This window comes from Curtobacterium uvaldense (assembly GCF_028307415.1).
Lineage (GTDB): Bacteria > Actinomycetota > Actinomycetes > Actinomycetales > Microbacteriaceae > Curtobacterium.
The window spans coordinates 106,629-129,227 of sequence record NZ_JAQMHU010000001.1; the positions used below are offsets into that span (position 1 = coordinate 106,629).

Annotated in this window: 23 protein-coding genes; 18 read left to right on the forward strand and 5 right to left on the reverse strand. The window is 72.6% G+C overall.

All coding sequences use genetic code 11. From position 1 onward, the window contains the following. Window positions 1–45 precede the first annotated feature (45 nt). Window positions 46–426 carry a hypothetical protein gene (locus PIJ49_RS00590; RefSeq protein ID WP_271825239.1) on the forward strand — a complete coding sequence of 127 codons (381 nt, stop codon included), beginning with the start codon at window positions 46–48 and terminating at the stop codon, window positions 424–426. Beyond that, window positions 380–592: a hypothetical protein gene (locus tag PIJ49_RS00595; protein WP_251154607.1), complete on the forward strand. Its 213-nt coding sequence runs from the start codon at window positions 380–382 to the stop codon at window positions 590–592. The genes PIJ49_RS00590 and PIJ49_RS00595 overlap by 47 nt, the downstream gene beginning before the upstream one ends. 39 nt (window positions 593–631) lie before the next feature. Here PIJ49_RS00595 and PIJ49_RS00600 read toward each other — a convergent pair whose 3' ends face one another. Then, window positions 632–1,006 carry a MerR family transcriptional regulator gene (locus tag PIJ49_RS00600; RefSeq protein ID WP_235426653.1) on the reverse strand — a complete coding sequence of 125 codons (375 nt, stop codon included), beginning with the start codon at window positions 1,004–1,006 and terminating at the stop codon, window positions 632–634. Between the two features lie 136 nt (window positions 1,007–1,142). Here PIJ49_RS00600 and PIJ49_RS00605 point away from each other — a divergent pair, with 136 nt between their 5' ends. The 6 genes from PIJ49_RS00605 (at window position 1,143) to ccsB (ending at window position 7,444) form a co-directional block, all read left to right on the forward strand. Next, complete coding sequence (locus PIJ49_RS00605; RefSeq protein WP_066655289.1) at window positions 1,143–2,633, forward strand: SulP family inorganic anion transporter; 1,491 nt, start codon at window positions 1,143–1,145, stop codon at window positions 2,631–2,633. Window positions 2,634–2,741: 108 nt separating this feature from the next. Then, complete coding sequence (locus PIJ49_RS00610) at window positions 2,742–3,398, forward strand: histidine phosphatase family protein (RefSeq protein ID WP_066655287.1); 657 nt, start codon at window positions 2,742–2,744, stop codon at window positions 3,396–3,398. Then, window positions 3,398–4,009, forward strand: coding sequence for a TlpA family protein disulfide reductase (locus PIJ49_RS00615; RefSeq protein WP_066655286.1), 612 nt, complete (start codon window positions 3,398–3,400; stop codon window positions 4,007–4,009). The genes PIJ49_RS00610 and PIJ49_RS00615 overlap by 1 nt, the downstream gene beginning before the upstream one ends. Window positions 4,010–4,054: 45 nt before the next feature. After that, the gene (locus PIJ49_RS00620; RefSeq protein WP_066658457.1) at window positions 4,055–4,753 is read left to right on the forward strand and encodes a cytochrome c biogenesis CcdA family protein; all 699 of its coding nucleotides are present in this window, start codon (window positions 4,055–4,057) and stop codon (window positions 4,751–4,753) included. A 73-nt stretch (window positions 4,754–4,826) separates the two neighbouring features. Further along, a complete protein-coding gene (resB, locus tag PIJ49_RS00625) occupies window positions 4,827–6,455 on the forward strand; it encodes a cytochrome c biogenesis protein ResB (RefSeq protein WP_066658460.1) in 1,629 nt (542 codons plus the stop codon). 8 nt (window positions 6,456–6,463) lie between these two features. Continuing rightward, window positions 6,464–7,444 (forward strand): c-type cytochrome biogenesis protein CcsB, encoded by a 981-nt coding sequence (gene ccsB / locus PIJ49_RS00630; RefSeq protein ID WP_144411449.1) that lies wholly within the window; start codon window positions 6,464–6,466, stop codon window positions 7,442–7,444. A gap of 253 nt (window positions 7,445–7,697) precedes the next feature. Here the strand turns inward: ccsB and PIJ49_RS00635 are convergent, their stop codons facing one another. Continuing rightward, complete coding sequence (locus PIJ49_RS00635) at window positions 7,698–8,678, reverse strand: o-succinylbenzoate synthase (protein ID WP_066655283.1); 981 nt, start codon at window positions 8,676–8,678, stop codon at window positions 7,698–7,700. Window positions 8,679–8,876: 198 nt separating this feature from the next. Here PIJ49_RS00635 and PIJ49_RS00640 point away from each other — a divergent pair, with 198 nt between their 5' ends. The 4 genes from PIJ49_RS00640 (at window position 8,877) to PIJ49_RS00655 (ending at window position 12,651) form a co-directional block, all read left to right on the forward strand. Beyond that, entirely contained in the window at window positions 8,877–9,461 is a 585-nt protein-coding gene (locus tag PIJ49_RS00640) for a hypothetical protein (protein ID WP_209685044.1), read from the forward strand. A gap of 72 nt (window positions 9,462–9,533) precedes the next feature. Further along, window positions 9,534–10,463: a 1,4-dihydroxy-2-naphthoyl-CoA synthase gene (locus PIJ49_RS00645; RefSeq protein ID WP_066655279.1), complete on the forward strand. Its 930-nt coding sequence runs from the start codon at window positions 9,534–9,536 to the stop codon at window positions 10,461–10,463. Window positions 10,464–10,479: 16 nt separating this feature from the next. Continuing rightward, window positions 10,480–11,631: an AMP-binding protein gene (locus PIJ49_RS00650; protein WP_271825241.1), complete on the forward strand. Its 1,152-nt coding sequence runs from the start codon at window positions 10,480–10,482 to the stop codon at window positions 11,629–11,631. A 24-nt stretch (window positions 11,632–11,655) separates the two neighbouring features. Next, on the forward strand, window positions 11,656–12,651 hold the full coding sequence (locus PIJ49_RS00655) for a 1,4-dihydroxy-2-naphthoate polyprenyltransferase (RefSeq protein ID WP_235426349.1): 996 nt from the start codon (window positions 11,656–11,658) through the stop codon (window positions 12,649–12,651). A gap of 64 nt (window positions 12,652–12,715) precedes the next feature. On the opposite strand, the gene PIJ49_RS00660 is transcribed toward PIJ49_RS00655, so the two are convergent. Beyond that, complete coding sequence (locus PIJ49_RS00660; RefSeq protein ID WP_066655275.1) at window positions 12,716–13,057, reverse strand: DUF4229 domain-containing protein; 342 nt, start codon at window positions 13,055–13,057, stop codon at window positions 12,716–12,718. Between the two features lie 78 nt (window positions 13,058–13,135). On the opposite strand from PIJ49_RS00660, the gene PIJ49_RS00665 reads away from it, so the two are divergent. Both PIJ49_RS00665 and menD read left to right on the forward strand, forming a co-directional pair. After that, a complete protein-coding gene (locus PIJ49_RS00665) occupies window positions 13,136–13,513 on the forward strand; it encodes a PLDc N-terminal domain-containing protein (RefSeq protein WP_251154611.1) in 378 nt (125 codons plus the stop codon). Beyond that, the gene (menD, locus tag PIJ49_RS00670) at window positions 13,461–15,248 is read left to right on the forward strand and encodes a 2-succinyl-5-enolpyruvyl-6-hydroxy-3-cyclohexene-1-carboxylic-acid synthase (protein WP_271825242.1); all 1,788 of its coding nucleotides are present in this window, start codon (window positions 13,461–13,463) and stop codon (window positions 15,246–15,248) included. The genes PIJ49_RS00665 and menD overlap by 53 nt, the downstream gene beginning before the upstream one ends. Window positions 15,249–15,285: 37 nt before the next feature. On the opposite strand, the gene PIJ49_RS00675 is transcribed toward menD, so the two are convergent. Further along, a complete protein-coding gene (locus PIJ49_RS00675) occupies window positions 15,286–16,545 on the reverse strand; it encodes an isochorismate synthase (RefSeq protein WP_271825243.1) in 1,260 nt (419 codons plus the stop codon). 84 nt (window positions 16,546–16,629) lie between these two features. On the opposite strand from PIJ49_RS00675, the gene PIJ49_RS00680 reads away from it, so the two are divergent. The 4 genes from PIJ49_RS00680 to PIJ49_RS00695 are packed head-to-tail and all read left to right on the forward strand — an operon-like array spanning window position 16,630 to window position 21,090. Next, window positions 16,630–17,421 carry a demethylmenaquinone methyltransferase gene (locus tag PIJ49_RS00680; RefSeq protein ID WP_066655267.1) on the forward strand — a complete coding sequence of 264 codons (792 nt, stop codon included), beginning with the start codon at window positions 16,630–16,632 and terminating at the stop codon, window positions 17,419–17,421. Between the two features lie 32 nt (window positions 17,422–17,453). Beyond that, window positions 17,454–18,530, forward strand: a complete 1,077-nt coding sequence (locus PIJ49_RS00685) for a polyprenyl synthetase family protein (protein ID WP_066655261.1) — start codon at window positions 17,454–17,456, stop codon at window positions 18,528–18,530. Between the two features lie 57 nt (window positions 18,531–18,587). Beyond that, window positions 18,588–19,958 carry an FAD-dependent oxidoreductase gene (locus PIJ49_RS00690; protein ID WP_271825244.1) on the forward strand — a complete coding sequence of 457 codons (1,371 nt, stop codon included), beginning with the start codon at window positions 18,588–18,590 and terminating at the stop codon, window positions 19,956–19,958. A gap of 10 nt (window positions 19,959–19,968) precedes the next feature. Then, window positions 19,969–21,090, forward strand: coding sequence for a heparan-alpha-glucosaminide N-acetyltransferase domain-containing protein (locus PIJ49_RS00695; protein ID WP_271825245.1), 1,122 nt, complete (start codon window positions 19,969–19,971; stop codon window positions 21,088–21,090). Window positions 21,091–21,132: 42 nt separating this feature from the next. Here the strand turns inward: PIJ49_RS00695 and cls are convergent, their stop codons facing one another. After that, window positions 21,133–22,593 carry a cardiolipin synthase gene (gene cls / locus PIJ49_RS00700; protein ID WP_209685048.1) on the reverse strand — a complete coding sequence of 487 codons (1,461 nt, stop codon included), beginning with the start codon at window positions 22,591–22,593 and terminating at the stop codon, window positions 21,133–21,135. Window positions 22,594–22,599 lie beyond the last annotated feature (6 nt).

Consider the following 22,599-nt stretch of genomic DNA (forward strand, 5'->3'; position numbering starts at 1 on the left):
AGCGTCGTCCGTGTGGTCGGGTCGCGAGTCGAGAGGGGATCCCGGATGACGGCAACGGGAGCGGGGCTCGCGGCCTGGCCGCCCGTCGCGGTGGCGGCGGTGGTCGCGGCTGCGGTCGGGTCGGTGCTGACGTTGGTCGGCGCGGCCGTGGGAGGCGTCTGGGCGCTGGTGCGGTGGCGGCGGGACGTCGGGCGCGAGGAACGCGACCGGGCCTGGGCGCGGTTCGTGTGGACGGTCGACCAGGTGTGCGACGGCGACGTCGGACGGGCCGAGGTCGGTCGGTTCAGCGCTCGGGCGATGTCCAGAATGCAGATCCTTCGCGCCGATGACGCCGCGATCGGCAAGATCGTGCTCGACCTCATCACGGAAGGGAACGCAGATGGCAGTGGAAGACCCGGTGGTCGCGCTCATCGAACGCGATCGTGACGAGTGGCGGCAGTTGATCCGACGGCAGTACCGCTTCCGACCCTGGGAGGCACGACGGATCATCCGGGTCCACGACGACCTGCTCCGGTGGCGCGATGAACTCCGGGCGGCACAACGGGAGCGGGCGCGGCTCATCGAGTCCGGTGAGCTGCAGGTCGACCGGTGACCGAGCGGTGTCTCCGGCTTGCCGGGTGTCGTCCGGGGCTCAGGGGAGCGTGGCGCGCAGCGTGCTGAGCGTGCCGATGAACTCCTCGGCCATGCCGGCCCGTTCGACGAGCTTCGCGTGCCGGGCGCGGGCGTCCTCGAGCGACGCGTCGAGGCGGGCGGCGAGTGCCGGCTGGTCCTCGGGTCCGGCGTCGGCGAGGGCGTCGACGACGCGCAGGAGCTCCGCCATCTCGTCCAGCGAGAACCCGAGCGGCTTCATCCGACGGATGACGAGCAGTCGCTCGAGGTCCTGCGCCGTGTAGACCCGGAACCCTCCGGTGGTCCGTCCGCTCGGCACGAGCAGCCCGACCTCGTCGTAGTGCCGGATCGTCCGCAGGGACATCCCGGCGCGCTCGGCGAGCTCACCGATGTGCATGGTGTCGCCCGGCGTCGGGGCGGGGGAGTCGATCGCGTGCACGGGAGCCATGGTGGCAGACCGCCGCGCGAGATCGCTCGGAGTGCACGTCTGCCCGGCGCAACCCTCCCCTCACGTCAGGGTATGGTCGCTGGCGATGTCCCTCGCACCGCTCGCCCCCGCGGCACCCACCGTCCTCACCGCGCTCCGGTCGCCCCGGCTCCTCACCCGTGAGGTCCTGGCCGGCGTGGTCACGGCGCTCGCCCTCATCCCCGAAGCCATCTCCTTCTCGGTCGTCGCCGGGGTCGACCCGGCCGTCGGCCTCTTCTCGAGCGTCGTCATCGCGGTGGTCATCTCGATCGTCGGCGGGCGACCCGCGATGATCTCGGCCGCCGCCGGATCGGTCGCGCTCGTGATCGCTCCGCTCGTGCGCGACCACGGCGTCGCCTACCTCGTCCCCGCGGTGGTGCTCGGCGGTGTGGTCCAGCTGGTGCTCGGCTTCCTCGGGGTGGCCCGACTGATGCGCTTCATCCCGCGCAGCGTCAACGTGGCCTTCGTCAACGCGCTGGCGATCCTGATCTTCACGGCGCAGTTGCCCAACCTCCTCGGCGACGACGTCCCGTTCGTGGTCTGGCCGCTGACGGCGCTCGGCATCGGCATCATCGTCGCGTTCCCCTTCCTGACCAAGGCCGTCCCCGCGCCGTTGATCGCGGTCGTCGTGGTCACGGCGATCACGATCGTGTTCGGGGTCGCGGTGCCGACGGTCGGCGACGAGGGCTCCCTGCCGACCGCGCTGCCCGGGTTCGGCGGCATCACGGTCCCGCTGTCGCTCGAGACCCTGCAGATCATCGCGCCGTACGCGTTCGGGGTCGCGATCGTCGGCCTCATCGAGACGCTCCTGACCGCGCAGCTCGTCGACTCCCTGACCGAGACCCGGTCCAGCGGCTGGCGCGAGTCGTGGGGCCAGGGCATCGCCAACATCGCCTCGGCGTTCTTCGGCGGCACGGGTGGCTGCGCGATGATCGGCCAGACCGTGATCAACGTGAAGACCGCCGGCGCCCGGACCCGGGTGTCGACCTTCACGGCGGGCGCGGCGGTGCTCGTCCTGACCATCGTGCTGCACGACCTCGTCGCGCAGATCCCGATGGCGGCCCTGACGGCCGTGATGCTCATGGTCTGCGTCGCGACCTTCGACTGGCACAGCGTCCGGCCCCGCACGCTCGGGCGGATGCCGCTCGGCGAGACGGCGGTCATGGTCGTGACCGTCGTGGTGGTCGTCGTCACCCAGAACCTCGCGACGGGTGTGCTGGTGGGCGTGGTCGTCGCGGCCCTCGTCTTCGCCCGTCGCGCGGCGCACGTCGTGTCCGTGGTGCGCGAGCCGGTCGACGAGCGCACCGTGCGGTACCGCGTGCACGGTGCCCTGTTCTTCGCGTCGTCCAACGACCTGGTGACGCGGTTCTCCTACGCCGAGGACCCGGAGCGGGTGATCGTGGACATGTCGGGCGCGCACGTGTTCGACGCCAGCACCGTCGCGGCACTCGACGGCGTGGAGCAGCGGTACGCGCGGCACGGCTCGACCGTCGAGGTCGTGAACCTGAACACCGGGTCGGTGGCACTGCACGGCCGACTGACCGGACGGCTGGGCTGACGGCAGCGACCGGGCAGAGCCGAACGGTCGCAGGGGCTGAACGGTCGCACATCCGGTGAATCCGCTGTGGGGCGGGTGATGACGGTGGAGCGACCTAGACTGGAACCCATGCCCGCGACACGGATCCACCTCGTCCGGCACGGCGAGGTCCACAACCCGGGGCGCGTGCTCTACGGCCGGTTGCCCGGCTTCGGGCTCAGCGAACTCGGCGCCCGGATGGCCGGTGCGTCGGCGACCGCCTGGCACGACGCCGGGGTCGACGTCCGACGGATCGTCGCGTCGCCGTTGCAGCGCACGCAGGAGTCCGCGGCGCCCTGGGCCGCCGCCTACGGGCTCGAGGTCTCGCTCGACGAGCGCCTCATCGAGCCCACGAACCGCTACGAGGGCCAGCGCCCCGGCTTCACGAAGCGCTCCATCGGACGCCCTGCGGAGTGGCCCTGGATCGCGAACCCGTTCCGGCCGAGCTGGGGCGAGGCCTACGAGTCCATCGCGAACCGCATGCTCGCCGCGGTCGCCTCCGCCTGGGAGAGCGTTGACGGCGGCGACGTCGTCCTCGTCAGCCACCAGCTCCCCATCTGGACCGTGCACCGCAAGCTCGCGGGGGAGCCGCTCTGGCACGACCCGCGCAAGCGTCGGTGCGACCTGTCCAGCATCACGACCCTCGAGCGTGTGCCCGCCACCTCGTCCGGTCGCTTCACCGAGGTCGGGTACGCGGACCCCGCGCAGTCCCTGCGTGCGTCCGCGGTCGACGAAGGAGCAGTCTGATGTCCGCACGCAGCCGGATCGCCGCCGTCGCGGCCTCGGCGGTGATCGCAGCCCTGGCGCTCGCCGGGTGCTCGTCGTCGAACGACGACCTGTCCCGCCAGTACGGCAGCGGCACCACCCAGAACTACATCTCCGGCACCGGTGCGGTGACCGAGGTCGCGACGGACGAGCGGAGCGCCCCGGTCGACTTCACGACGAAGGACACCGACGGCGACACCGTCTCGGCGGAGGAGCTCCGCGGCAAGGTCGTCGTGCTCAACTTCTGGTACGCCGGCTGCCCGCCGTGCCGGGCCGAGGCGAAGTACCTCAACCAGGTGCACGACCAGTACGCCGACGACGACGTGGTCTTCGTGGGCGTCAACGTGCGTGACGAGGAGGGCACGGCGGCGGCGTTCGAGCGCACCTTCGGCGTCGACTACCCGACCGTCCTCGACGCCCGCGACGGCACCGTGCAGCTCGCGCTGTCCGGGCAGATCGCTCCGAACGCCGTGCCCGCCACGATCGTCCTCGACAAGCAGGGCCGCGTCGCCGCCCGCGTCCTCGGCGCGATCGACGGCAAGAGCATCCTGCAGACCCTGGTCAGCGACGAGCTCGACGGCAAGGCGTCCTGACCCGTGCCCGGCAACCCCTTCGCGGACGCGATCCTGAGCGGCCAGATGCTGGTCGCGTTGCCCGTGGCAGCACTGGCCGGGCTCGTGTCGTTCCTCTCCCCGTGCGTGCTCCCGCTCGTACCGGGCTACCTCGGGTACGTCGGCGGGATCGCCGAGGGTGGGCAGCGCCGCGGTCGGGTCGTGCTCGGCGTCGTGCTCTTCGTGCTCGGCTTCACCGCGGTGTTCGTCGCCTACACGACGGTCTTCGGTGCGCTCGGCTTCTGGCTCGTCCGGTGGCGTGACCTCATCACGCAGGTCCTCGGTGTCGTCGTGATCACGATGGGCCTGGTGTTCATCGGACGCTTCACCTTCCTGCAGCGCTCGATCAAGCCGTCGTGGACCCCCGCGACTGGCCTGGTCGGGGCGCCGCTGCTCGGCATCGTGTTCGGCCTCGGCTGGACCCCGTGCCTCGGGCCGACGCTCGCAGCGATCAACCTGCTCAGCGTGCAGTCCGGCAGCGCGTGGCAGGGCATGTGGCTCGGCGTCGCGTACTGCCTCGGGCTCGGCATCCCGTTCGTCCTCGTCGCGCTCGGCGCCGGGTGGGCGACCGGCGCGATCCGCATCGTGAAGCGTCACATGCGCACCGTCAACATCATCGGAGGAGCGATCCTGATCGTCATCGGTCTGCTCATGGTCACCGGCATCTGGTCGGCCGTCATGTCGAGCCTCGGGGCGGTGATCCAGAGCTTTGTCCCCGCGGTCTGAGCGCGACACCACCCCCGAGCAGTCGGGTAGCGGACCGGGGTCCGCGGACGACGTGTCCGCGGGCGCCGACCCGATGCGGCCGTCCGACCACGTCGACAGTGCCGCACCGGCCCCCGGAGCGGACGACGGCCCGACGCAGCCGAAGCTCGGGTTCGTCGGCTACGTCCGCTTCTTCTGGCGGCAGCTGACGAGCATGCGCACGGCGCTCTTCCTGCTCATGCTCCTGGCGCTCGCGGCGATCCCGGGATCCCTCGTGCCGCAGCGCACCGCCGACCCGAACGGCGTCGTGCAGTACAAGGCGGACCACCCGCAGCTCTTCCCCGTGCTCGACACACTGCAGGTCTTCGACACCTACACCTCGGTGTGGTTCTCGGCGATCTACCTGCTGCTGTTCGTCTCGCTCATCGGGTGCATCGTCCCGCGCACGAAGCACCACTGGCAGGCGCTCCGGACGCGACCGCCGAGGACGCCGGTGCGTCTCGGCCGACTCGCCGGCTACCGGTCCGTCCCGGTCGAGGCGGACGCGACCACGAGCCTCCCGTCCGTCGACGAGGCCGTGACGCGCGCGGCGGCACTGCTCAAGCGGTCCGGCTACCGGGTCGAGCGGTTCGGCGACTCCGTGAGCGCGGAGCGCGGGTACCTGCGCGAGACCGGCAACCTCGTCTTCCACGCGGCGCTCGTCGGCGTGCTCGTGGCGGTCGGCCTCGGCGGTGGCTTCAGCTACACCGGGCAGCGACTCCTGGTCGAGGGGCAGACGTTCTCGAACGTCCTCGGCTCCTACGACTCGTTCAACCCCGGCCGCTGGTTCCGGCAGACCGACCTGCAGGGCTACAACCTGACGCTCGACAAGTTCACCACGACGTACGAGGAGAAGAACCTCGACGCCCTCGGCCAGGCACTGGACTACTCGGCGACGGTGACGAGCCGCGAGAAGGGCCAGGAGCCGAAGACCGGTCGCATCGGCGTGAACGACCCGCTGTCGGTCGGTGGCACGAACGTCTACCTGCTCGGCAACGGCTACGCGATGCAGGTCACGATCCGCGACGGCAAGGGGAACGTGGCGTTCCAGGACGTCGTGCCGTTCCTGCCCGAGGACGCGAACTACACGTCCACCGGCGTCATCAAGGTGCCCGACGCCTCGCCGTCGCAGCTCGGGCTCGTCGGGTTCTTCTACCCGACGGCGTCGAAGCTGTCGACCGGCGCGTTCGCCAGTGCCTACCCGGACGCGCAGAACCCGCTCCTGACCCTGCAGGTGTACCGCGGCGACCTCGGTCTCGACAGCGGCGTCCCGCAGAGCGTGTACTCGCTCGACACCAGCGGTCTCGAGCAGATCGCCGGGCGGCAGTCGACGACCCCGAGCATCGAGCTGAAGCCCGGTCAGACGAAGACCCTGCCGGACGGTACCGGCTCGATCACCTTCGACGGCGTGAAGCGCTACGTCTCGCTCGACGTGCACCACGACCCCTCGCAGGCGTTCGTCGCCGGGTTCGCGGTGCTCGCGGTGCTCGGCCTGCTCACCTCGCTGTTCGTGCCCCGCCGCCGCGTGTGGGTGAAGGCGGTCCCGCGCCGGGGAGCCGAGCACGGCGAGTACGACCTCGAGTACGCCGGTCTGGCGCGCGGCGAGGACCCCAACCTCGAGCGCGCCGTCGACGACATCGCCAAGAGGCACCTGTCGGACCTCGGAGTTAGGATCCCTGCGTGAACCCGGACATGACGACCAACCTCGCGACCTACTCGGTCGTCCTGACGTACTCCGCGATGGCGGTCTACGTCATCGCGTTCATCTCGTTCGCGCTCGACATGGCGAAGCGGTCGGGTCAGGTGGCGTCCGCCTCGGCTGCTGCGCCGACAGCGCCCGCCGCGCGCACCGTCGCGACGGTGCAGGGCGGGACGGTCGTGCTCGAGAAGGTCGAGGCCGACCGGGGTCGCCCCGGCGGCGGCGGGACGAAGTTCGAGCGGGTCGGCATGGCGATGACGATCCTCGCGCTCGTGCTGCACGTCGGTGCCACGGTCCTGCGCGGCATCGCGGCCGACCGTGTCCCGTGGGGCAACATGTTCGAGTTCTCGCTCACGGGCACGGCGCTCATCACGCTGATCTTCCTGCTCGTGCAGCTCTGGCAGAACCTGAAGTTCCTCGGTGTGTTCATCACCGGTCTGACGATCATCCTGCTCGGCATCGCGACCGTGAACTACTGGGTGCCCGTCGTGCCGCTCCAGCCCGCGCTGCAGTCGTACTGGCTGGTCATCCACGTCTTCGTCGCGATCGCCGGGACGGGCTTCTTCGCCCTCGGCGCCGGGCTCGCCGTGGCGCAGCTCGTGCAGACGTACCGCCAGGGTCGTCCCGCGTCGAAGCAGCTCCGCTTCATGGAGACGCTCCCCGACGCCGAACGGCTCGAGGTCCTGACCTACCGCGTGCTGCTCGTCGGCTTCGTGCTGTGGACCTTCACGCTCATCGCGGGTGCGGTCTGGGCCGAGCGCGCCTGGGGCCGGTACTGGGGGTGGGACACCAAGGAGGTCTGGACCTTCATCATCTGGGTGGTCTACGCCGGGTACATCCACGCGCGTGCGACCCGCGGGTGGCGCGGTGCGCGGTCGTCGTGGCTGGCGCTCATCGGGTTCGCCGCGGTGATGTTCAACTTCTCGGTCGTCAACGTCTTCTTCAAGGGCCTGCACAGCTACTCCGGCCTGTGAGGCAGACCGGGCGTCGCTGCGGCGGCGACCCCGGGACGGACGGGAGGCGCGGTGCCATCGGGCACCGCGCCTCCCGTCCGTCGTGTCCGGGCGTTCCTGCCTCGCGAGAGCGGGCACGATCTGTCACGCTCGGCGGTCGAGGCCGACGAGTCTCGCCCATCCGGCGGACGTGAGCGGCACGTCCTGCGCGCTCGTCGCCGCCCGGACACCGTTCGGTCGGTTGCTCCCTCGTCCTCGCCCGCGGCAGCCCGGTCTACGCGGCGGCGAGCAGGGCGTGGACGCGCTCCAGCCGCGCGAGCCACCACGCCGTCCGCTCCGGCGATGCCGCGTTCCGCTCCAGCAGCTCCCGCGACACCTCCGCACGGCGGACCGGCACCCGACCGTCGACCGGCAGCAGTGGCGTGTCGGTGACGTCCGTCTCGAACATGGCCGCCGTCCCGAGCCCGGCGGCGTAGCCGGGGCTCATCGCCGCCGCCGCGAGGAACGCCCCGGTCCCGAGCCCCACGGACGTGTCGAGCGCACTCGACACGACGCACGGCAGCCCCGCCTCGGCCACGATCGCCCGTGCCGCGGTGACCCCGCCGAGGGGCTGGGCCTTCACGACGAGCACGTCCGCCGCCCCCGCACGGGCGACGGCGAGCGGGTCCGAGGCCCGGCGCACGCTCTCGTCCGCGGCCACGGGCACGTCGAGTCCCGCGATCCGGCGTCGGAGCTCGGCGAGTTCCGGCACCGACCGGCACGGCTGTTCGGCGTACTGGAGTCCGTACGGCGCGAGTCGTTCGAGGGCCTCGACGGCCTGGTCGACGGACCAGAGCCCGTTGGCGTCCACCCGGACGGCCGCTCCCGGCCCCATCACCCGACGGACCTCGGCGACGCGGGCGACGTCGTCGTCGGTGCTCGTGCCGGGCTCGGCGACCTTGACCTTCGCGGTCGTGCAGCCGGGGTAGCGGGCCAGGAGGTCGGCGACCGCGTCCGGTCCGACGGCGGGCACCGTGGCGTTGACGGGCACGGCGTCGGCGGCGGGGTCGTGCTCGGTCCACCCGAAGTCGATCGTGCTCCGGAGCCACGCGGTCGCCTCCCGGTCGTCGTACTCGACGAAGGGCGAGAACTCGGTCCACCCGGTGGGTCCGCGGAGCACCAGGGCCTCGCGGACGGTGATGCCGCGGAAGCGGACGCGCATCGGGAGTGCGACGACGTGGGCGTCGGCGGTCAGGTCGGCGAGGTCGGGGAGCACACCCCATCCTCGCGCACGGGCAGGTGCGGTGCCCGGACGCGGTGGGCGGCAGGGGCTGGTCGCGCGTCCAGCGCTCCCGCCGGTTCCTCGGAGCCGACCGCCAGGGCCGGGCACTAGCATGCACCGGTCGGCCCAGCGCCGGCGTCGCCACGAACCACCGTGGCGCGTCCGTGAGGGGACCGAAGAGAGGGAGGGCCGGTGGCGTCGGATCCGCAGCAGCGCGCAGCCGCGCAGCGTGCAGCAGCGCAGCGTGCGGCCGCGCAGCCGACCGCGGCCCAGCGCGCGGCGGCCCAACGTGCCGCAGCCCAGCGCTCGGCAGTGCAGCGCTCCGGTGCCGCGCGACCGACGGCGCCGCAGCGCGCCGCCGCCCCCGGGACGACACGGCCGACAGCGAGCGCCGGGAGCCGGTCCGGTGACACCGGCGACTTCGAGCGGCTGATGCAGCGGAACACCGTCGACGCCCGGGCCCTCGAACGGTCCGCCCGGCGGCGTCGGAACCCGATCGTCGGCAAGATCGCCCTCGGGCTCGCCGTCGTCTCCGCCGCGGTCGACGCGAGTGCGTTCGCGGTCTTCATGGGCGGCGACACCACCTTCGCGTTCGGCATCTGCTTCGTGGTGGTCTTCCTCACCCTCATCGCTGCGGTGCTCGGCTTCATCGCCGCGGTCGGGTCGTTCGGCCGTTGGTACGGCGCGATCGGGGTCGTGCTCGCCTTCTTCGCGAACCCGGTCATCCTCATCGTGCTGCTCGTCGTCCTCGTGCCCGAGGCCCTCTCGGGCACCTAGCGCGGGACGGCACCGCACCACGGCCCGCCTCGGGTGCGGGCCGGCGCCGGGCGCCGGCGATACGGTGGGCACATGGCTGCTCCCGTCTCCGACCTGTTCGACCCCGACGTCTGGACCGCCGCACCGGTCGCTGAGCACTTCACCGACATCACGTACCACAAGCACGTCTCGCAGGGCATCGTCCGCGTCGCGTTCGACCGGCCCGAGGTCCGCAACGCCTTCCGCCCCCGCACCGTCGACGAGCTGTACCGCGCCCTCGACGACGCGCGACAGGACCCCCGCGTCGGTGTCGTCCTGCTCACGGGCAACGGCCCGAGCCCGAAGGACGGGGGCTGGGCCTTCTGCTCCGGCGGTGACCAGCGCATCCGCGGGCGCAGCGGCTACCAGTACGTCGGCGACGAGGGCGCCCCGCCGGAGGGCGTCGACCCCGCTGCCGCCCAGGCGTCGATGGGGCGGCTCCACATCCTCGAGGTCCAGCGCCTCATCCGCATGATGCCGAAGGTCGTCATCGCCGTCGTGCCCGGGTGGGCCGCCGGCGGCGGGCACTCGCTGCACGCCGTCGCGGACCTGACGATCGCGAGCGCGGAGCACGGCCGGTTCAAGCAGACCGACGCCGACGTGGGGTCCTTCGACGGCGGGTACGGCAGCGCCTACTACGCCCGCCAGATCGGCCAGAAGCTCGCGCGCGAGGTCTTCTTCCTCGCGGAGGAGTACTCGGCGCAGCGCGCGTACGAGATGGGCGCGGTGAACAGGGTGGTCCGGCACGAGGACCTCGAACGCGAGGCGATCCGGTGGGGCGAGACGATCCTCGGCAAGTCCCCGACAGCCATCCGCATGCTCAAGTACGCGTTCAACGCCGTGGACGACGGCATGGTCGGCCAGCAGGTCTTCGCGGGCGAGGCGACGCGCCTCGCCTACGCCTCCGACGAGGCGGTCGAGGGCCGCGATGCCTTCCTCGAGAAGCGCCCGCCGGAGTGGACGTCCTTCCCGTGGCACTACTGACCCCGCGGGCCCACCGGTGAACCGCGCGCTGGTCGCCGTCGGCGCGTCCGACCCGTCGGCGGTGCTGCGCGGCCTGGAGGCTGCCCTCGCCGGCGGACCCGCGCTGCTCCCCGTCGCCGAGGACGGCCCGGCGCTGCCCACGCGCCCGCCGTCGCACGTCGCCCGCCGGGTCGCCCTGGTGGTCGAGACGAGCGGTTCCACCGGGACCGGCAAGCGCGTGGCACTGTCGTCGGAGGCGCTGCTCGCGGGCGCCGCGTCCGCCGACGCGACGCTCGGCGGGCCCGGCCGGTGGCTGCTCGCGCTGCCGACGCACTACATCGCCGGGCTCAACGTGCTGACCCGATCGGTCACGGCGGGCACGACGCCCGTCGTCCTCCCGCCGGGACACTTCGACGGCCGGGCGTTCGCCGACGCGGTGGACCGGCTCGACGTCGGTCCCGAGGCGCCGCGGCGCTACACCTCGCTCGTCCCGGTGCAGCTCGCCCGCGTGCTCGACGACCCCCGCGCCACCGCCGCCGCGACCCGCTTCGCCGCCGTGCTCGTCGGGGGCCAGGCCACGCCCGCACCGCTCCGGCAGCGTGCCCTCGACGCCGGTGTCCGGGTCGTCACGACGTACGGCGCGAGCGAGACGAGCGGTGGCTGCGTGTACGACGGCACGCCGTTCGGGACGGTCCGCGCGGAACTCGTCGACGGCGCCCTCGAACTGGCCGGCCCGATGCTCGCCGAGGGGTACCTCGACGACCCCGAGCGCACGGCCCGGACCTTCGCCGAGCGCGACGGCCACCGCTGGTACCGGACCGGCGACGCTGCGACCACCGACGACGACGGACGGCTGCGGGTGCTCGGGCGGCTCGACGACGTCATCGTGTCCGGTGGCGAGAAGGTCCCGCTCGGGGCGGTGGAACGGCGCGTGCGCGAGCTCGCGGGCCAGGACGCCGCGGTCGTCACGCGGCGCGCGTCCGGGGAGTGGGGCGAGGTGCCCGTCGTCGTCACGGAACGTCCGCTCGACCTCGACGAGGTCCGCGCCCACGTCGCGGAGACCCTGGGCCGTGCGGCCCGTCCCGCGGAGGTCCTGGTCGTCGACGCGGTGCCGATGCTCGCGTCCGGCAAGCCCGACCGCCGGGCCGTCCGGGCACTCGCGGACCGCGGGGGCGCACCGACCCTCTAGCGGTCACGGATACGATGGTCGGCCGTGGCACGTACGAAGAACAGGACCCCGGTCAAGGGCCGCAGCGGCAACCCGGCGAAGGCCGCGGCACCGCAGCGCACGAAGCAGCGGGCGACCGCGAGCGACTGGATCGGCGGCGCCCGGCTCCGGACCCTCACGCTCGGCGTCGTGCCGGTCGTGCTCGGCACCGGCGTCGCGTTCGTCGACTCCGGTGAACCGGGCGACTTCGGGTCGTACCTCGGCCGCGACCACCACCTGGCGGTCGCCCTGCTCGCGCTCGCGGTCGCGCTGTTCCTGCAGATCGGCGTGAACTACAGCAACGACTACTCGGACGGCGTCCGGGGCACCGACGAGTTCCGCGTCGGCCCGGCCCGGCTCACCGGAGCGGGGCTGGCGAAGCCGCGCACCGTGCTCACGGTCGCGCTCACGTTCTTCGGACTGGCTGCGGTCGCCGGACTGGTGATCGTGCTGCTCACCGGCACGTGGTGGCTGCTCCTCGTCGGCGCGGCGGCGATCGTCGCGGCCTGGTACTACACGGGCGGGAAGAAGCCCTACGGCTACAACGCCCTCGGCGAGGTCTTCGTCTTCGTGTTCTTCGGGTTGGTCGCCGTGCTCGGCACCCAGTACGTGCAGATCCAGGCGGTCACCACGAGCGGCTGGGCGGCTGCGGTCGCCGCCGGGTTCTTCGCCTGCGCCGTGCTCATGGTCAACAACATCCGCGACGTGGACGAGGACCGACAGGCCGGCAAGCGCACGCTCGCCGTCGTGGTCGGCCGCCCCGTCGCACGGGTCCTGTTCGGCCTGTTCCTGATGCTGCCGTACGTGGTGCTGCTCTGGTTCGTGCTGCTGTACTTCCGCACCGGCTTCGCGTACTTCTCGCTCCTGCTCGCGCTCCCCGCGCTCGCGATCGGCGTCTCGTCCCGCAAGCCCCGCGAGCTCATCACGGCGCTGCAGCTGTCGTCGTTCGCGTCGCTCGCCTACGGCGTGGTGCTCGGCCTGACCCTGGTCCTCCTGCCGTAGCAGCGTCGGACGCGGCGACCGAGGTCGAGCGGCCGCTCGGCCGACCGACCGACGAGGATCGGGACTAGTCCTCGTCGTGCTCGCGACGCGCGCGGTGCCGGTCGGCGTCCGAGACCGCTCGGTCGGCGGCGGGCGCACCGGTGTCGGCCGCGTCGGTGTCGGCGGCGTCGACGAAGTCGTCCTCGAAGTCCGAGTCGGCGTCCCGCTCCGGTCGACCCCGGCGAGCGGCGATGTCCGAGGTCACCCGACCGCGGAGCCCGGGCAGTGCGATGTACGACACGAGCAGACCGATCAGCGCGGCGCCGATCGCCGCCCAGTACCACCGCAGGCCGATGACGAACAGGACCGCCAGCGCCGCGGCGAAGATGCCGAGTCGGGCAAGGGTGTAGACGAGCCACGCTTTCACCCGATGATCCTACGTGGCGTCGTTCGTGCACCGGCTGACGGGCAGCCCGGTCCCAGGCGCGCTGCCTAGAGTCGTCGCATGGTCCGTCTGTGGTTGATCATCGCCGTCGCCGCCGTGGCCTTCACGGTCTACGCGGTCATCGACTGCGCGACCATGCCGCGGCAGCGCATCCGCTCCCTGCGGCGTGGGTGGTGGATCCTCCTCGTGCTCGTCCTCCCGGTGCTCGGTGGCCTGCTGTGGTTCGTGCTCGGCCGGGCGCCCGCCACCCCGGGGCCGACGCCCCGGTACCGTGGACCCGAAGACGACCCCGACTTCCTCGGCGGCCCGCGCGGCCCCGGGACACTCCGCACCGGAACGGACCAGGACGACGAAACCCTCCGAGACCTCGAGGACCAGTTCCGCGATGAACGACGCGACCGCGACGAACGAGACGACGACCGCCCCGCCGATCGCTGACGGGTCCGCGGGGTCCGGCAGCGCTGCCACCGACTTCGCCCTGGCACTGCTGCGGGAACTCGCCCGTGCCGGGGTGACCGACGTCGTCGTCAGCCCGGGCTCCCGGTCGCAGGCGCTCGCCCTCGCGGCGGTCGCGCTCGAGCGCGCGGGCGGCACGACGGTGCACGTCCGGCTCGACGAGCGGACCGCCGGGTTCTTCGCCCTCGGGCTCGCCGTCGAGTCCGGCCGTCCGGCCGCGGTCGTCACGACCTCGGGCACCGCCGTCGCCAACCTGCACCCGGCCGTGCTCGAGGCGCACCACTCCGGCGTGCCGATGGTCGTCCTCTCCGCCGACCGGCCGGACGAGCTGCGGGGCATCGGCAGCAACCAGACCACGGTCCAGCCGGGCATGTTCGGCCCTGCCGTGTCCTTCGTGCGCGACGTGCAGGCGCCCACCGCTGACGGCGCTGTCGACGCGGACGCCGTCCGGACGCTCGCCCGGGAGGCCGTCGCCGTCGCCGCCGGGCACACCGGGCAGCCCGGTCCCGTCCAGCTGAACGTCGCGTTCCGCGAACCGCTCTCCGCCGGGCTGCGTGCCGAGGACGTCGCCGCCGTGCCGCACGACGAGGTCGACACCGACCACGCCCGTCGTCGGGTGCACGCCGGACTGCCGGTCGTCGAACTCGCGCCGGACGACGAACCCGCGACGGTCGTCATCGCCGGACACGACGCCGGCGAGGACGCCGAACGGATCGCCTGGGAGCTCGGTGCGCCGCTGCTGGCCGAGGTGTCGAGCGGCGCGCGGTTCGGGCGCAACCTGGTCGTCGCCTACCGCGAGCTGCTGCGCGACCCCGAGCTCGGCGGAGCGGTCCGTCGCGCGGTCGTCCTCGGACACCCGACGCTCAGTCGCGAGGTCCCGGCCCTGCTGCAGCGGGCCGACGTCGAGACGATCGTGGTCCGCGGACCCGGGGCCGACCCGTTCGACCCGGCCCGTGCCTCCCGGCCGGACGCCGCGACCACCTTCGTGTCCGACGTGCGCGTGACGGGCCGCACCACCCCGGGACACCGCGCGTGGGTCGGGCGGTGGGTGACGACCAGTCGCGCGCTCCTCGGGGACGGTGACGCCGGTCCGGACCTCGACGCGAAGCGGTCGGGGGACCGCGCCGAGCGCAACCGGTACCTGCGCGACGAGGTCGCCCTGCGTCGCAGGCCCGTCGACCGCACCATGCTGGTCGACGCCGTCTGGGGCGCCACCTGGCCGCACGACCGGCTCGTCCTCGGTGCCTCGCAGCTCATCCGTGTCGCCGACGCGCACGTCCCGGGCAAGAAGGTCCGGGTGCACGCCAACCGCGGTCTCGCCGGCATCGACGGCACGGCCTCGACCGCACTCGGCATCGCGGCCGCGCTCGAACGGACGCCCGACTCCGTCGGCACCACGCGGGTGCTCGTCGGCGACCTGACCTTCCTGCACGACCTCGGGGCGTTCGTCACCGGGACCGAGGAGCCGACGCACCGCGTCCAGGTCGTCGTCGGCAACGACGGTGGCGGTGCGATCTTCCGCGGGCTGGAGGTCGCCGCGACCACCCCGGAGCAGGACATGCGCCGCATGATGACGACGCCGCAGCACGTCGACGTCGAGCGTGTCGTGACCGGTCTCGGCTGGTCCTACCGACGGGCCGGGACGTGGGGCGACCTCGAGGGTGCACTCACCGATCCGGCCCAGCGCCTGGTGGTCGAGGTGCCGCTGACCGACTGACCACCGGGGTCAGGGGTCAGGGGTCAGGGGCCAGGGGTCAGGCGAGCGCGTCGCGGATCGGGCGGAACTTCAGGGCGGTCTCGGCGACCTCGCGCGCCGGGTCCGACCCCGCGACGATCCCCGCGCCGGCCCACGCGCGCACGGTCCCGTCGTCGTCGATCCGGGCGCTGCGCAGCGCGAGCATCCACTCGCCGTCGCCGTTCGCGCCGAGCCAGCCGACCGGCCCCGCGTAGCGACCACGGTCGACGCCCTCGAGCTCGGCGACCAGTCGGACGGCGACGTCGGTGGGGGTGCCCGCCACGGCCGCGGTCGGGTGCAGGGCGTCGGCGACGTCGAGCGAGGTGGTGCCGACCGGCAGGGTCGCGCGGACGTCGGTGGCCAGGTGCCACAGGTTCGGCAGCTGGAGCCGGAACGGCTCGGGGTCCGCGCGGACGTCGGTGGCGACGGTCCGGAGCGCCTGCAGCAGGCTGGTGATCGCGAAGCCGTGCTCCTCGACGTCCTTCGCGCTCGACGCCAGGGTCTCGGCCGCGGCCCGGTCGGACACCGGGTCGTCGCCGCGCGCGGCGCTCCCGGCGAGCACCCGCGCCGACAGCTCCGTACCGTCGGTCCGGGCGAGGGTCTCCGGGGTCGCTCCGACGAGTCCGTCGACGGCGAAGGTGACGCACTGCGGGTAGGCCGCCGCCAGGTCGAGCAGGACCGCCCGTCGGTCGGCACCGGCGGGCAACGTGCCGACCAGGTCGCGCGCCAGGACGACCTTCTCGGCCTCGCCTGCGGTGATCCGACGGACGGCGTCCGCGACGGACGCGGCGTAGGCGTCCTCGTCGACCCGGCCGGGGCCGAAGGCGACCGAGACGTGCCCGCCGACGGCCGGCACCGGCACCGAGGTCCGCGAGAACGCGAGGGGCTGCGGGTCCGGTGTCGTGTCGACGGCGGTGAGCCAGGCCTTGCCGCGGCGCTTGCCGATCACCACGCGCGGCACGACGAGCACGCTCTGCTCGGCGGAGTCGTCGGCGAACGCGAAGGACCCGAACGCGACCAGCCCGGTGCCGCGCAGCTGCACGGGGTCGTCCACCGTGGCGCCCTGCACCAGGTCCCGCCACACCGCCGACGCCTGCCGCATGCGGTCGGCTCCGGAGAACGTGAACCGGAGCGCTTCGCCGATCCCGACGATGCCGTCACCGCTCCGGACGAACGCCAGCGGCGCGTCCCGCAGGGTGTGGCGCAGGACGTCCCCCGGGTCGTCGAGGATCCGGGTCGAGACCGTGAGCGAGGGGGCCGCCGTGGTGGTTCGGGTCACGGACCGATCGTACGCGCGCGGCGACCCGCCGGACCCCGGCCGGGCGTCCGGGCAGCCCGGGGCCGCGACCTCTAGGATGGTGCGGTGAGCAGAGCGGACCTGAGCAAGCGGCCGGACGAGGTGGCGGCCATGTTCGACGACGTCGCCGCGAAGTACGACCTCACGAACGACATCCTCTCGGCGGGCAACGCCCCGCTGTGGCGCGTCGCGACGGTCCGTGCGGTCGACCCCCAGCCGGGCGAGCGGGTGCTCGACATCGCCGCCGGGACGGGCACGAGCGCAGCGGCGTTCGCGAAGAAGGGCGCCGACGTCACGGCGCTCGACCTGTCGGCGGGCATGATCGCGGTCGGGCGCGAGCGGCACCCGGAGATCACGTTCGTCGAGGGTGACGCGGAGCACCTGCCGTTCGACGACGACTCGTTCGACGCGGTGACGATCTCCTTCGGCCTGCGCAACGTCAACGACCCGATGCAGGCGATCACCGAGATGCTCCGGGTGCTCAAGCCCGGGGGCCGACTGGTCATCTGCGAGTTCTCCACGCCGCCCGTGGCGCTCCTGCGCTTCGGCTACGGCGCGTACCTCAAGCGCGTGCTCCCGGGCATCGCGCGGCTGTCGAGCAGCAACCCGGCAGCCTACCGCTACCTGGCCGAGTCGATCGAGGCGTGGCCCGACCAGCAGGTCCTCAGCCAGTGGCTGCGCGGCGTCGGCTTCACGATGGTCGCCCACCGCAACCTGACCGCGGGCATCGTGGCGCTGCACCGCGGCCGCAAGCCCGTCGCGGGCACGGTCCGCGAGTCCGTCGCCCGCCGGGCGAAGGCCCGTCGCGAGCACCAGCACACCGGCGAGCAGCCGAGCGTCGAACCCGGCGACGCCTGACCGGTCACCCGACCCCGAACACGGAGCAGCACTTGAACCCGAGCGTCCCGGTCGCACGCCGCGCACCGAGCCTCCGCGCCTCGCTGGGCATCGGCGAGCGGTTGTTCGCGACCCCGTCCGAGCGCCGCTTCATCAGCGCGGTCGACGACGGGCTCGAGCTCGTCGAGCAGGGCCTCGAGGAGGCCATGCGCTCGACCGACACCCTGGCGGACACCACGAGCCGCTACCTGCTCTCGGCGGGCGGCAAGCGCATCCGGCCGACGCTGACGCTGCTCATCGCGCAGCTGGGCAACGGGGTGACCGACGCGGTGGTCAAGGCCGCGGTGAGCATCGAGACCACCCACCTGGCGTCGCTGTACCACGACGACGTCATGGACGAGGCCCCGGTCCGCCGGGGGGTCCCGGCGGCGCACGTGACCTACGGCAACAACGTCGCGATCCTGACCGGCGACCTGCTCTTCGCACGTGCCAGCCTGATCACCGCCGACCTCGGGACCGAGGGCATCCGGATGCAGGCGGAGACCTTCCAGCGCCTCTGCATGGGGCAGCTGCACGAGACGACGGGCCCGCAGCCCGGGGACGACCCGGTCGAGCACTACATCCAGGTGCTCAGCGACAAGACGGGCTCGCTGATCGCCACCGCGGCCCGCGCCGGCGTGATGTTCTCCGGAGCCGACCGCGCCTACCTGCACGCCGTCGGGACCTTCGGCGAGAAGGTCGGCGTCGCCTTCCAGCTCGTCGACGACGTCATCGACCTCGCCCCGGCGAAGGACCGCACCGGCAAGATCGCCGGCAACGACCTGCGCGCCGGCGTGGACACCCTGCCGCTGCTGCAGCTGCGTCGCCTGGCCGCCGCCGACGACGGCGCGGCCGACCTGCTCGCCCGGATCGAGCACGACGTGAAGGACGCCCCCGACGACGCCGTGGACTCCGCGCCGTACCGGTCGGCCGTCGCCGCGCTGCGCGAGCACGAAGCCACCACCGCCACCCGCGCCGTCGCCGTCCGTTGGGCGGAGGAGGCGGTCGAGGCCCTGGAACCGCTGCCCGACGGCACCGTGAAGCGCGCGCTGACCCGCTTCGCCGAGTCCGTCGTCGAACGCAGCCGCTGACACGAGGGCCCACCGAGGCCCACCGGGAGCACCCGCCCGAACGAACTGGAGACATCAGTGCCCACCCTGCGAATCGCCATCGTCGGCGCCGGTCCCGCCGGCATCTACGCCGCGGACATCCTGCTGCGCGAGGCGCACGGCACCGACGTGTCGATCGACCTCTTCGAGCAGCTCCCCGCGCCCTACGGCCTGGTCCGCTACGGCGTCGCACCGGACCACCCGCGCATCAAGGGCATCGTCAACGCCCTGCGGGACGTCCTCGACCGCGGAGTCGTCCGACTCTTCGGCAACGTGCGCTTCGGGGAGGACATCACCCTCGACGACCTCAAGCAGCACTACAACGCCGTGCTGTTCTCGACCGGCGCGATCAAGGACGCCGAGCTCGACGTCCCCGGGGTCGACCTCGACGGCTCCCACGGTGCCGCGGACTTCGTCAGCTGGTTCGACGGGCACCCGGACGTGCCGCGCACGTGGCCGCTCACGGCGTCGAGCGTCGCGGTGATCGGTAACGGCAACGTCGCGCTCGACGTGTCCCGCATCCTCGCGAAGCACGCCGACGACCTGCTGCCCACCGAGATCCCGGCGAACGTGTACGAGGGGCTGCAGGCGAGCCCGGTCACCGACGTGCACGTGTTCGGACGACGCGGTCCGGCGCAGGTGAAGTTCACGCCGCTGGAGCTCCGCGAGCTCGGTGAGCTCCGCGACGTCGACATGGTCGTGTACGACGAGGACTTCGGCCACGACGAGGCATCGCTCACCGCGATCCAGACCAACAAGCAGGTCATGGTGATGAACCGTGTCCTGGAGCAGTGGCGCACGCGTGAGGTCGGGCAGGCCAGTCGCCGGCTCCACCTGCACTTCTGGGCGAAGCCCGTCGAGATCGTCGGCGAGGACGGCCACGTCACGGCACTGCGGTACGAGCGCACCCGGCCGAACGGCGAGGGCGGCGTCGAGGGCACCGGCGAGGTCCGCGAGCTCCCCGTGCAGGCCGTGTACCGAGCGGTGGGCTACTTCGGCTCCCCGCTGCCAGGTGTGCCCTTCGACGAGAAGACCGGCGTCATCCCGAACCGCGAGGGCCAGGTGCTCGACGAGGACGGCTCGCCGCTCCCGGGCGTCTACGCGACCGGGTGGATCAAGCGGGGCCCGGTCGGCCTGATCGGGCACACCAAGTCCGACGCGATGGAGACCGTCCAGCACATCGTCAACGACCAGGCCTCGTGGTGGACGCCGGCCGACCCGTCGCCCGAGGCGGTCCCGGCACTGCTCCGCGAGCGCGGCGTGGACTACACCGACCTCGACGGCTGGCACGCCCTCGACGAGCACGAGCAGGCCCTGGGCGCCGCGGAGGGTCGCGAGCGCATCAAGGTCGTCCCGCGCGACGAGATGGTCGACGTCTCGCTCCGACGCATGCCCTCGCCCACGAGCTGACCGCAGCACGATGACCGCGTCACGCCCCGCACCGCCCGCCGCGATGCGGGGCGTGCTCGTCGCGCCCGGTCGTCTGCAGGGCGTCGACGTGGCGCGGGCGCTCGCGCTCCTCGGCATGATGGCGGCCCACGTCGGCGGCATCGCCGAGGCCGTGGACTGGGGTGACCCCGGCACGTGGTCCGCCGTGGCGCACGGACGGCCCTCCACCCTGTTCGCGGTGCTCGCGGGCGTCTCGATCGGTCTGACGAGCGGACGGACGGATCCGCCAGGACCACCGGCCATCGGGCGGATCCGGGCACGGCTGGCGATCCGGGCCGTGGCGGTGGTCGCGGTCGGGCTCCTGCTCATGGCGCTCGGCACACCCGTCTACGTCATCCTGCCCACGTACGGCGCGCTCTTCCTGCTGGTGCTGCCGGCGCTCCGGTGGCGACCGGGCTGGTTGCTCGTCGCCGCGGCGGTGTGCGCGCTGCTGTCGCCCGTGGTCGCGCTCGCGTCGGCACCGTTCTACGCCGGCGCCGGCATGTGGGAGGTGCAACTCGGGCTGGTCTACCCGGTGGTCACCTTCCTGGCGTACGTCCTGGTCGGTCTCGCGGTCGCCAGGGTCGGACTGGAGGCGCGGCGTGCGCAGGTCGCGCTCCTCGCGTCCGGGCTGCTGGTCGCCGTCGCGGCCTACGTGGTCGGCAACGTCCTGGCGCCGGTCCCGGTCGACGCCGGGGTCGAGGCGTTCCCCGGGGTCCCGTGGGCGCCGGACGGCAGCGGGGGAGCCGTGGCGCTCGCGCAGCTGCTGCTGTCCCCGCGCGACCACTCGTCGTCGGTCGTCGACGTCGTCGGGACCGCCGGGGTCGCGGTGGCGGTGCTCGCCCTGTGCACCCTGGTGTTCGATGGCCGCGGCCGGACGGTCTCGCGGATCGCGTTCCCGCTCGCCGCGGTGGGGTCGATGCCGCTGACGGTCTACGCCGGGCACCTCGTCGTGATCGCGCTGCTGCCGGAGTACCCGGAGTCGGGCACGGTGTGGGCGGGGTTCGCGATCGGCTCGGTGCTGTTCGCGATGCTGTGGCGCACGTTCCTCGGGAGTGGACCGCTCGAGCGCGTGGTCGCTCGCCTCACCCGTCTGGTGCCGGCAGCGCCCTGACCGGGGAGGCGGGCGGTCGCCGATCCTCCCGGCCGTGGGTCCCTACTGCAGGGCGGCGGTGAGCCGCGCGACGTTGTCGAGGACCTGGGACCGGCGCGGGCGCTCGAGCCACGCGTCCAGGGTGAGCTCGAACGACGCGTCCTTGTACGCGGCCTGCACATCGCGGAGCGCATCGACGAACCGGCTGCCGCGCACCATCACCGAGACCTCGAGGTTGAGGCTGAACGACCGCATGTCCATGTTGCTCGACCCGATGACGGAGACGTCGTCGTCGATGGTGAAGTGCTTCGCGTGCAGGATCGTCGGCGCCCGGTAGAGCCAGATCCGGACACCGGCGCGCAGGAGCTCCTCGTAGTAGGAGCGCTGTGCGTGCCACGTCATCGCGTGGTCACCCATCTCGCCGACGAAGAGCTCGACCTCGACCCCGCGCTGGGCGGTCGTGGTGATCGCGTAGAGCATCGAGTCGTCGGGGACGAAGTAGGGCGAGGTGATGGACACCTTCTCCTGCGCGGAGTACAGCAGCGCGTTGAACAGGCGCAGGTTGTTCTCACCGTCGAAGCCGGGCCCGGACGGTACGACCTGGCAGTCGAGCGCGTCGCCGCGGTCGGCGCGCTGGACGGGGTCGCTCTCGCGGAGCAGGAGCTCGTCGGTCTCGCTGTACCAGTCCGTCACGAACAGGGCGTTGAGTCCCGCGACGACGGGACCCTCGAACCGGGCGAACAGGTCCTTGTAGACCATGCCCTTCTCGATGTGCGACTGCAGGTCGTACGACGGGTCGATGAGGTTCTGCGAGCCCGTGAAGGCCACCGAGCCGTCGATGACCATGATCTTCCGGTGGTTGCGCAGGTCGGGCCGCTGGAACTTCCCCTGCAGCGGCTGCAGCGGCAGCATGAGGTGCCACTCGATGTTCGCCCGGTCGAGGAACGCGAGCGTGTCCTTGTAGCCCGGGTACCCGCGGCTCGCCCAGTGGTCGAGCAGGAACCGCACGGTGACACCGCGTGCCTGGGCACGGGCCAGCGCCTCGAAGTACGGCCGGGTGGTGTCGTCGATCGTCGCGATGTAGAACTCGACGTGCACGAAGCGCCGAGACTGGTCGATCGCCCGCGTCATCTCCTGCACCGACTCGTACGAGTCGGGGTAGAGCTCGGCGGAGTTGCCGCCGACCAGGGGCATGGCGCCCAGCTCGCGGTTCAGCTTCGTCACGGACTCGAGCCACAGCGGCCACGGGTGGTCGCGGCGCACACGCTCGATGCCCTCGGTCTGCTCGAGGATGTACGCGTTGATCTCGGTCTGCTTCTCGCGCCGTGCCTTCGGCAGCTTCGTCGACCCGATGACCATGAAGACGATGAACCCGATGTAGGGGATCAGGAAGATCGCGAGCAACCAGGCCGTCGCGGTCTGCGGCTTCCGGTTGTAGGGGACGTAGATGATCGAGAAGACGCGGATCGCCAGGTCCAGCAGGACCAGGAGGACGGTGACCGCGACGCCGAGCCAGTGCTCCACGGGCGC